The 10,149-nt window shown below is 53.4% G+C and carries 10 protein-coding genes; all 10 read left to right on the top strand.

Features of this window, described 5'->3' with window-relative positions:
- Window positions 1-6 precede the first annotated feature (6 nt).
- The 10 genes from HP435_RS27775 (at window position 7) to HP435_RS27730 (ending at window position 10,136) form a co-directional block, all read left to right on the top strand.
- Window positions 7-795: an HAD-IIA family hydrolase gene (locus HP435_RS27775; protein ID WP_173598976.1), complete on the top strand. Its 789-nt coding sequence runs from the start codon at window positions 7-9 to the stop codon at window positions 793-795.
- A 95-nt stretch (window positions 796-890) separates the two neighbouring features.
- A complete protein-coding gene (locus HP435_RS27770) occupies window positions 891-2,048 on the top strand; it encodes an ABC transporter ATP-binding protein (RefSeq protein ID WP_122962373.1) in 1,158 nt (385 codons plus the stop codon).
- Window positions 2,036-3,376 (top strand): ABC transporter substrate-binding protein, encoded by a 1,341-nt coding sequence (locus tag HP435_RS27765; RefSeq protein ID WP_173598977.1) that lies wholly within the window; start codon window positions 2,036-2,038, stop codon window positions 3,374-3,376. The genes HP435_RS27770 and HP435_RS27765 overlap by 13 nt, the downstream gene beginning before the upstream one ends.
- 27 nt (window positions 3,377-3,403) lie before the next feature.
- The gene (locus tag HP435_RS27760; RefSeq protein WP_122962375.1) at window positions 3,404-4,291 is read left to right on the top strand and encodes a carbohydrate ABC transporter permease; all 888 of its coding nucleotides are present in this window, start codon (window positions 3,404-3,406) and stop codon (window positions 4,289-4,291) included.
- Between the two features lie 12 nt (window positions 4,292-4,303).
- Window positions 4,304-5,107: a carbohydrate ABC transporter permease gene (locus HP435_RS27755; RefSeq protein ID WP_173598978.1), complete on the top strand. Its 804-nt coding sequence runs from the start codon at window positions 4,304-4,306 to the stop codon at window positions 5,105-5,107.
- Window positions 5,108-5,125: 18 nt separating this feature from the next.
- Entirely contained in the window at window positions 5,126-5,938 is an 813-nt protein-coding gene (locus HP435_RS27750) for a sugar phosphate isomerase/epimerase family protein (RefSeq protein WP_173598979.1), read from the top strand.
- Between the two features lie 18 nt (window positions 5,939-5,956).
- Complete coding sequence (locus tag HP435_RS27745) at window positions 5,957-6,523, top strand: glycerol-3-phosphate responsive antiterminator (RefSeq protein WP_122962378.1); 567 nt, start codon at window positions 5,957-5,959, stop codon at window positions 6,521-6,523.
- Between the two features lie 193 nt (window positions 6,524-6,716).
- Complete coding sequence (locus tag HP435_RS27740) at window positions 6,717-7,613, top strand: LysR family transcriptional regulator (protein ID WP_229049773.1); 897 nt, start codon at window positions 6,717-6,719, stop codon at window positions 7,611-7,613.
- 303 nt (window positions 7,614-7,916) lie between these two features.
- A complete protein-coding gene (locus HP435_RS27735; protein ID WP_122962380.1) occupies window positions 7,917-8,441 on the top strand; it encodes a hypothetical protein in 525 nt (174 codons plus the stop codon).
- 39 nt (window positions 8,442-8,480) lie between these two features.
- Window positions 8,481-10,136 carry an ABC transporter substrate-binding protein gene (locus HP435_RS27730; RefSeq protein ID WP_122962381.1) on the top strand — a complete coding sequence of 552 codons (1,656 nt, stop codon included), beginning with the start codon at window positions 8,481-8,483 and terminating at the stop codon, window positions 10,134-10,136.
- Window positions 10,137-10,149: the final 13 nt, after the last annotated feature.

The following is a 10,149-nucleotide window of genomic DNA, read 5'->3' as shown; positions in this document are numbered from 1 at the left end:
GAGGCTTTGCTAGATACAGCTTTTTATGACGCGTATTTTTTTGATTTGGACGGGACGATCTTCATTGGAGATCAACTGTTGCCTGGCGTGGAAGAAATCCTCGCCACTTTGCGGCAAAAAGGGAAGAAGATCATGTTTTTGACCAACACGACGGTGCAGACGCGAGAGGGCTGTCGGCAGCGGCTGGAAAAGCTGGGGCTTGCCGTAGAACGCCATGAGATCATGACGGCAGCTTACGTGGCGGGCCTGTATTTCAAGCAGCTGGCAGACCATGAACAAGCGTGCGTGCTGGTGGTCGGCGAGCCTGCGCTTGAGCAGGAGCTGGCCGAGTTTCACATTCCGCAGACAGCCGATGCGATGAGCGCCACACATGTGCTGGTGGGAATGGACCGGGCTTTTACGTACGAAAAGTTGCAGCGGGCAGCCGATGCGGTGCGAAACGGGGCCAAGCTGATCGTGGCAAATCCCGATTCGGTATGTCCGGTGCCTGGCGGAGCGATCCCCGATACAGGGGCGCTGGCGCGAGCGATTGAAACGGCAGGCGGTGCGAGCACGTGGGCGATGACGGGGAAACCGTCCCGCTTTTACGCTGACCAAGTCTTTTTGCAGCTGGATGTCCTGCCTGAGCGCTGTTTGATGGTCGGCGATCGTCTGGAGACGGACATTTTGCTCGGGATCAACAGCGGGATGAAGACAGCGCTGGTGCTGACCGGAGTGACGACAAGCGCGGAACTCGGTCACGCCAAAATTCAGCCTGATTTGGTCTTGCCGACGATGGACGGCGGGCAAATGTAGATCAAAGCTTTACAGTTTCCAAATATTTGCTTATCACGCGGTTGGTATCATCGGATGATGAAGGGCAAACGCCATAGGTTTTAGGAGGGATGGTCGTGGCGGAAGTGGAATTGCGACGCATTTCCAAAATGTACGAGCGGCAACAGGTTGTCAACGAAGTGAGCGCGATCATTGCGCCCGGGGAGTTTTTCGTACTGGTCGGGCCTTCGGGATGCGGCAAGTCGACGACGTTGAGAATGATTGCCGGGCTGGAAGAGATCAGCGCCGGAGAGCTGTTGATCGGAGGCAAACGGGTAAACGAGGTTCCGCCGAGTGGCCGGAATATTTCCATGGTGTTTCAAAATTACGCCTTGTATCCGCATTTGACGGTCAAAGATAACATTTTGTTCGGCTTGCAGGTGCGAAAAGTGAGCAAACAGGATCAGGTCAAGCGGTTGGAGCACGCAGCCGAGATGCTGGGCATTGCAGCGCTTTTGAACCGAAAGCCAAAAGAGCTGTCGGGCGGACAACGGCAAAGGGTCGCGCTCGGGCGGGCGATCGTCAGCCAGCATCCGATCTGTCTGATGGACGAGCCGCTGTCCAATCTCGATGCCAAGCTGCGCGGGCACATGCGGACAGAGATTCGCCAGTTGCAGCAGGAGCTGGGAATTACGATGATATACGTCACCCACGATCAGGTAGAAGCGATGACGATGGGCGATCGAATGATGGTGCTGCGCGATGGCGAGGTGCAGCAAGTGGGCAGACCGCTTGACGTCTACAACCACCCTGCAAACTTGTTTGTCGCTGAATTTACGGGCGCGCCGCCGATGAATACGACGCAGGCGGTGTGGCGAAGCAATGGCGCGCAATCAGGCGTGGAGCTGAGCGATGATCCGAGCAGACGTTTTTTGCCGCTTGCGCTTGGTTTTGGCCCACAGGCAGGCATCAAGGACGGCACTCCTGTTGTCCTCGGCTTGCGTCCCGAAGCTTTGCAGCCGCTGGAACCGGGCGCGGTCGCGGATGAGAGCCGCTCGTTGCTCGTCAGTGTGCAAGGCGTGGAAATTCTCGGTTCCGAGACAATCGTGGAATTTAAGCTGGGAGACAAGCTGTGGAAGGCAAAATGGAACGGGCAGTGGCCATGCCGCCGGGGAGATCTTGTTCGCGTAGGCTTTGCCCTGGAGCATGTCAGTCTGTTTGATTCGCAATCCGGAAAAAATTTGGCCATCACGGCCGGAAGAGAAAAAGGAGAGATACTGCGATGCGTACAGTAGTCAAAAGTCTGTTTTCAGTCGCGATGAGTCTGGCTCTACTTACAGGATGCTCCAGCGGGACTTCCACCACAGGCAGCAGCCAACCAGGGCAACCAGCACAGCCGGGCACATCTGAAACGAAGCCTGCGGGCAATACAGAGCTGTCTTTCTTCTATCCGGTAGCTGTCGGCGGCCCCCTGACCAAAATCGTCGACGGGATGGCGGAAGAGTTCAACAAGGAAAATCCGGGCATTACAGTCAAGCCCGTCTATACAGGCAGCTATCAGGACACGACCACGAAAATCCAGGCTGCCGTGCAAGGAAAAACGCCGCCTGACGTAGCGGTCATGCTTTCCACCGAGCTGCACACGATGATGGACATGAATGCGATTTTGCCGCTGGACGAGTTTATTGCCAAAGACGGCGGCAACGAATACGTCAAAGATTTCTTCCCGGGCTTCCTGGCCAACTCCCAGGTAGACGGCAAAACGTACAGCATCCCGTTCCAGCGCAGCACGATCGTGCTTTACTACAATAAGGCAGCGTTCAAGGAAGTCGGCCTCGACCCGGAAAAACCGCCTACGACGTGGGATGAGATGGCTGAGTATGCCGCCAAGCTGACAAAAGACGGGCGTTGGGGCATTGAAATTCCTTCCTCGGGCTTTACGTACTGGATGTACCAGGCTTTGGCCCTGCAAAACGGCAAAAACTTGATGACAGAAGACGGCAAAAAAGTATTTTTCGATACGCCTGAAAATGTTGAGGCGCTGCAATATTGGGTCGACCTGGCGAAAAAGCATAAGGCGATGCCAGAAGGCGTAATTGAATGGGCGACGGTGCCATCCGATTTCCTCGAAGGCAAGACGGCGATGATGTTCCACACGACCGGAAACCTGACCAACGTGAAAAACAATGCGAAGTTTGACTTTGGCGTAGCGTTTTTGCCTGCGAAAAAGAACTACGGCAGCCCGACTGGCGGCGGCAACTTCTACATGTTCAAAGGCACGGATGAGAAGAAGCAGGAAGCGGCGTGGAAATTCATCCGGTTCATGACCGAGCCTAAGCGCGCGGCACAGTGGAGCATCGATACGGGCTATGTCGCGACGCGCAAGTCTGCTTACGAAGAAGAGATCATGAAGCAGTACGTCAAAGATTTTCCAGCGGCAGCAGTAGCGCGCGATCAGTTGGAGTACGGCCATGCCGAGTTTTCCACGCACAACAACGGCAAAGTGACAAAAGCGCTGAACGACAACCTGCAAGCTGTTCTTACCGGAAAGGCAGACGCTGCCGCAGCGCTGAAAAAAGCACAGGAAGAGGCAGACAAAGTGCTGGCGTCTTTCAACAAATAATCGAACGAGGCAAATGGAGGAGCGACGATGGGGGAACTACGAGCAAAATGGAAAGTGAACGTGTACGCCTGGCTGCTGCTCCTTCCCTCCCTCATCTTCCTGCTGCTGTTTACTTTCTATCCTGTTTGGCAAACGGTTATTCTCAGTTTTCATCAAGCGGATCTGGGTTCCCCAGAGCCGTTTTTTAACGGGATAGACAATTACAAACAAATGCTGGAAGATGACGTGTTTTGGAAGGTGCTGACCAACAACCTCTGGTTCGCGTTAGGAACCGTTCCGACAAGCGTGGCGTTGGCGCTCGGGATGGCGCTGTTTGCCAACAAAGCGTTGCGGGGCAAAGGCTTTATCCGTACCGCCTACTTTTACCCGACGGTTGTCCCGATGATTGCCGTCGCCAACATCTGGCTGTTCATTTACACGCCGGAGTACGGAGCGCTTAGCCATGTGATGGACTGGTTTGGAAAAGGAGATATGAACTGGCTCGGGGATCAATCGAACGTGATGTGGGCGATGATTTTCATGGTCATCTGGAAGGAAGCGGGCTACTTCATGATCTTTTACCTGGCTGGCCTGCAAAATATTTCGCAGGAGCTGTACGAATCTGCTGCCATGGAGGGCGCGTCGGCCTGGACGGTTTTTCGGCGGGTGACGTTCCCGCTGCTCATGCCGACGACCATGTTTGTCAGCATTATCGCTTTTACCAATTCGTTCAAGCTCGTGGATCACTTGGTCATCATGACGAAGGGCGGCCCGGACAACGCCAGCAATCTCTTGCTGTACTACATTTACGAAACGGCCTTTTCTTTCTGGGATCAAGGAATGGCATCCGCTTTGACGATTGTGATGGTCGTGCTGCTTCTGGCAGTGGCTGCTGTGCAGTTTTTTGGTCTGGATAAAAAAATTCACTACAACTAAGGGGGATGGCAGATGGTCCGGAAATTGACAAGCGCTGGCATGTACGGATTGGCTGTAGTCTGGCTGTTCCCTCTGCTTTGGGTGGTCTGGACATCCGTTCGGCCCAGGGAACTGGCGACATCATGGACGTTCAGCGCAGACTTTACGCTGGCAAACTTCGCGAAGGTGTGGGACGCAGCTCCTTTCGCCCAGTATTACTTCAATACTTTCTTGATTGTCACAGGAGTATTGGTTGCACAGATCGTTACGGCTACGCTGGCCGCGTACGCTTTTGCCAAGCTGCGTTTCTGGGGCAGGGACGTGCTGTTTGTCCTGTTTCTCGTGCAGCTCATGGTGCCTGCCGACATTTTGATTTTCCCGAACTACAACGTGCTTCGCGACCTGTCCTTGCTCGACACGAAGATCGGGATCATGCTGCCGTACTTTGCTTCCGCCTTTGGCGTGTTTCTTTTGCGGCAAACGTTCAAGACGATCCCCCACGAGCTGGAGGAAGCTGCGCGCATGGAGGGCTGCTCCTGGCTGCAAATTTTATGGCGGGTGTACGTTCCTTTGGCGAAGCCGACATACATCGCGTTCGGTCTGGTGTCAGTCAGCTACCATTGGAACAATTTCATGTGGCCGCTGATTATTACGAACTCGGTGGAGAATCGTCCGCTCACGGTAGGGCTGGCTATTTTTGCCCAGTCGTTTGAGACAGGAGCGCAGTGGGCAGAGGTCAGCGCGGCTACGGTGATGGTCATTTTTCCGTTGGTGCTTGCGTTCTTGCTGTTTCAACGGCAATTTATCAACAGCTTCATCCATTCCGGGGTGAAGTAGGCAAAAGGGGAACGAGAGATGAGGGACAAAAGCGGTTTTGCCGTATCCAGCTATGCCTTGTTCGAGCTGCCGTTGTCAGAAGCGATCGACAGGCTGATTGCCGATGGCTGGACAGCAATCGAAATCATGTGCGAGGACGGTCACGCCGAGCTGTTGGGCTGGTCGAAAGAGCGACTGACGCAGCTGCAACAAAAAGGCGTCGAGTATGGCATTAGCTGGTCTATTCACGCGCCGATTTCCGGCTGCAACCTGGCGGCGGAAGCGGGTGCAGTCCGGGAGCAAACGCTTGATACGATGAAGCGGTGTCTGGAGATCGCGAGCTTTTTGCACAGTACGCATGTGGTGATGCACGCGGGAGAAATCGCGGATCGGCTCGATCACACAGAACGGGCGAGAGGCGGGGAAAATGTCACCCGGGCGGTACAGTTGCTGCTGCCCGAGGTGAGTCATGGAAGCACCGTGCTGACTTTGGAAAATGTGCCGCCTTATTCAAAGCTGTTCGGCTGGGATGTTGGCGATTTGCTTGAGGTGTGCAAGGCAGTGGACTCCAGGCAGCATGGTCTTACTTATGATGTGGGACACGCCCATCTGATTCGCCACGGGTATGCGCTCGAAGCGTTGGAGCAGGCACTGCCGTACTTGTCTGCGCTGCATATTAGCGACAACCGGGGCGAGGCAGACGAGCACTTGGCGGTGGGCGAAGGAACGATTCCTTTTGCGGAGATATGGCCTTTGCTTGTCCGAAACGGGTTTGCCGGGAGCTGGGTAATCGAGACGCGGCAGTTGCCAAGTGCCGGAGTGAGCGTAGAGCGAATTGGATCGCAACGATGAGAACAGGAGGCGCTGACTATGGATCTGGGTACGATGTTGAAAACGAATCGGATTATCGCTGCGACTGAACAAGACCGTTTGGGAGAGGCGCTCGATTCCGCAGCTTGCGCCATTTTGCTCATGTACGGAAAGCTGACTCGCTTGATGGAGGAAGCAGAAGCCATCAGCCAGTCGGAAAAACCGATTTTTTTGCATACTGATCTGATGAACGGCTTGTCCAACGACAAAGAGTCATTTCGGTTCCTGTCTTCTTACATCAAGCCGACCGGAATTGTCACCACAAAAGGGCCGATGATTCGCGCAGCCAAAAAAGAAGGGATGCTGACGATCCAGCGCGTCTTCCTGATCGACACGACTTCGCTGACGACTACGATCAAAAACGTGCAGGAAAACCAGCCGGATGCGATCGAAATCATGCCGGGCATCGCGCCGTCGATCATCTCGTACATAAAAGATCATTTGTCGCAGCCGATTATTCTCGGCGGGCTGATCTGGAATTTGCAGCAGGTGGAAGAAGCGTTGGCGAGCGGTGCGGACGCGGTTTCGTTGAGCAGGCCGGAGATGTGGAATCATCTGACAGGCTGACGTTAGAAGAAAGCGGCTGTTGTTTCGTCTTATGCGGACGGGACGGCAGCCGCTTTTGCATGGTCATGCACGATATGCACATTTGAGCATGGACACTTTTCAGCAGATCAAGTAAACTTTTAATTGATAACAATTATCATTTTCAACAAATGACCAGTTATGGTTACTGTGCGTCATTCGCGGGGTGCTGCCTATGAATACACTGGAAAAAATGGAAACTTTCATCGTGCTTGCCGAATGCGGTTCTTTTACCGAGTCGGCGAAGCGGCTGTTTTGCTCTCAACCAACGATCAGTCACCATATTCAGCAGTTGGAAGAGCTGTTCGAATCGCCGCTTGTTCAACGCTCGGGGAAACAGGTGCAGTTGACGCAACAGGGGGAAATTTTGCTCAGCTATGCCAAGCGGATTTCCCATCTGGTCGAAGAGGCTGCGGTGGAGTTGAAGCGGGTGAGCGAGCAGGAGCGGGTATTGTCTGTCTACGTCAGCAATTATATTGCGGGCTACTTTTTCTCCGATGTTCTCAATGAACTGCATACGATTTTGCCGCAGAAGCCGCTGGAGATCAATACGTATTGCTACAGCGATCTCATTCGCTGCTTTCAGGAGGGCAGGACGCACTACGCCTTGATGCCAATCTACCCCGAAGATGACTATATACGCAAAAATTTCGAGACTTCTGTTTTGTTCGAGGAAGAGCTGTTGCTTGTGCTGCCTGTGGATCACCCTCTGGCCAAAAGAAGGCTGCTGTACGCACGCGACTTGCACAATGAATCGATCTTGCTGCCCAAAAGCGAGTATTTGCAACAATATGTCATCAATCATTTGAATAGTCGCCAGGTGAAGACGCGCTTTTTGCAGATGAGCAACTTCGAGACGATCAAACAGGCGATCAAGTCGCGCCATGGCATCGCTTTTCTCCCTTCCGGAGCGGTCAGGGAAGAGCTGAACAGAGGCGAGCTGGCGACTGTGCCTGTGTCGTCCATGCAAATCAGACGGCAAAACGGGTTTGTCTTCCGCAAAAACGCCGAGCTGAGCCAGGCGGATCGCGCCTTTTGCAAAAATGTGGAGCACTATTTGCGGACTGTTTGACTGTTTCCTTGTTGAATAGATACGTCCATAAAGCAAGCGGGCCAGTTCCCTGCACGGGTCAGTGTGGGGGCGGGCCTTTTTTCATGCCGGTTGTTTGCAGGTAAAGGGCTGGAAACATTTATGCTATCAAGAAAATGAATAGGTAGATTCAAAAATATTATGTGAGAATGGGCGCTGTTGAGGAGAGCGGGTTTTCGAAAAAGCGGGCGTTCAAGTGGGATTGATATTCATTATCAATCGGATTAAGATGTACCTAGTTTTCAGATACACACACATACAAGTCAACGATGGAGGGGTTTTTTCATGTCTGTGATCCGTGTTCGAGATCGCAACCAAGTATTGGAACTTAGCTTTCACGATGTGACCAAATACCATGGAAGTCTCGCCTTGATGGCCGTAGCGGTTGGGTTTCGGACGCTTCAGGCGGCTTTTGCCGAGCTGTTTGGCGAAGAGGCGCCAGAGAGAAAAGAATTGTCGATTCTTTCCGGTCACGCCGGGCCAGGATTTCGCGACGTCTTTGAATACGTGACTCGTGCAGTGACGCGGGGAGCCTATCAAGTCGATGTGGACTACCCTGTCGCTCAATTCGATCCTCATCGGCCGCAGTCGTATGCATATGTCATTACGGCCGCAGATGGACGGGCGGTTGAGGTCGCGCTGCTGGACAGCTTTTTGCCCGCTGAATTTTACGATTACTTGAAAAAAGGTCGGGAGCAAACCATGACCGAGCAGGATGTGCACGACTTCGAGAAGCTGAAGCTTGCGCTGTCGGAGCGAGCGTTGGCATTGCCGCAGCATGAGCTTTTGACGATCAAGCGAATCGCCTAAGAAAGCAACTGATAAATTGGAAAGCAGGAGGTTGTACACGTGTATACACGCAAGTCTTTCGGACTTTTTCTCAGTTATTTGTTAGTCCTGTCTGTCTTCGTGCTGGGCTGCCAGTCGAATCAAAATGCGGCACCTGGTCAAGCTGACGCACCCAAAAACGGCGAAGCTGCGGGTGCGGCTAATCAAACAGTGCCCGAGCTGAAAATCGGCTTGCCGTCGGACGCAGGCCCGCTGAACATCTACACCGGAAACATCGATTATTTGACAGAGCTTGTCTTCGATAAATTGTTCTCGCCTTCCCCCTATGTAGAAAAGCCGCAGCCTTGGCTGGCGGAATCCGCGCAGCAGCTCGATGACGTGACATGGGTGGTCAAAATCCGCTCCGGCATCAAGTGGCACGATGGCAAGCCGTTTACAGCTGAAGACGTCAAATTCACCTACGAATACTATCGCGACGGCCCAGCTAACCGCCACACCCACCACGTAAGCGAAGTGCCGCACATCTCCAAAATCGAGCTGGACGACCCTTCGACCGTACGCTTCACATGCGCTTATGCGTGCCCGACTTTGGAACGAATCACCTTTGCCGACCTGCCGATTTTGCCGAAACACATCTGGGAAAATGTGCAAAATCCGCGCAAATATACCGACCTGCCAATCGGAACCGGCCCTTACAAGCTGGTCGAATACAAGGCAGATCAATACTACAAGTTCGAAGCAAACAAAGACTATTTCATGGGCAGCCCGATTGTCGACAACCTGGTGATGCCTGTGATCAAAGACCCGACAGCGATCTTCAATGCGCTGCGTGCGGGTGAAATCGATATTTCTGCACGTCCGGTTCCCGCTGAGCTGGAGGCTTCTTTCCAAAATCAGGCCAACATGAAAGTCGTTCAGACCGCTCCGTTGTCGCTGATCGAGTTGAAGCTGAATTACGAAAAAGCGCCATTCAATCAGGAAGCGTTTCGCAATGCGATGTCGCTCGCCGTGGATCGCCAAGCGATTACAGATACCGTGCTGCTCGGAAAAGGACGACCTGGCTTGAAAGGCTATCCTCACCCGGATTCGCCGTGGACCAATCCAAACCTGAGCACGCCGTACGATGTGGAAAAAGCAAAAGCAGTGATGGATGAATTGAAGCTCACCGACCAAAACAATGACGGTGTCCGCGAGACAGCAGATGGAAAAGCACTCGCGTTTTCGCTGAAAGTACCGTCTACAGAGCCGGCGTGGATTCGCGCTGCCGAAATGCTGAAGGAGCAGTACGCCAAAGTCGGCATCAAAATCAACGTAGAAGTGCTCGATTCCGGAACGATGGCGACCGTTTCCCAGACGCGTGATTTTGACCTCGTCATCGGTACGATCGGCGCTCACGGCGTTGCCGACCCGGATCAATTTGTGATGTCCCACCGTTCGTCTTACTTGTGGAACAAAAAAATCCCGTATCCGGCCATGGACGAGCTGACCAAGCAATGGATGGCGGAAACGAGCGTAGACAAGCGCAAAGAGATCGCGTTCAAAATGCAGGAGCTGTTCAACAAGCAGCCGACCAGCATCGTCTTGTACTACCCGGAAGAGAAATTCGCGTACAATGCGCAAAAATTTGACCAATGGGTAGAGTCGCCAGGGTTTGGCGTCATCAACAAATTTTCCTTGCTGCCAGATGGCGTGAAAAAGGCAGTAGCGAAAGAGTAAGACGGGGGGAGCT

The sequence above is a fragment of the Brevibacillus sp. HD3.3A genome (assembly GCF_013284375.2).
Taxonomy (GTDB): domain Bacteria; phylum Bacillota; class Bacilli; order Brevibacillales; family Brevibacillaceae; genus Brevibacillus; species Brevibacillus parabrevis.
Note: the sequence above shows the minus strand (reverse complement) of the source record. Positions and strands in the feature narration are given on the sequence as shown.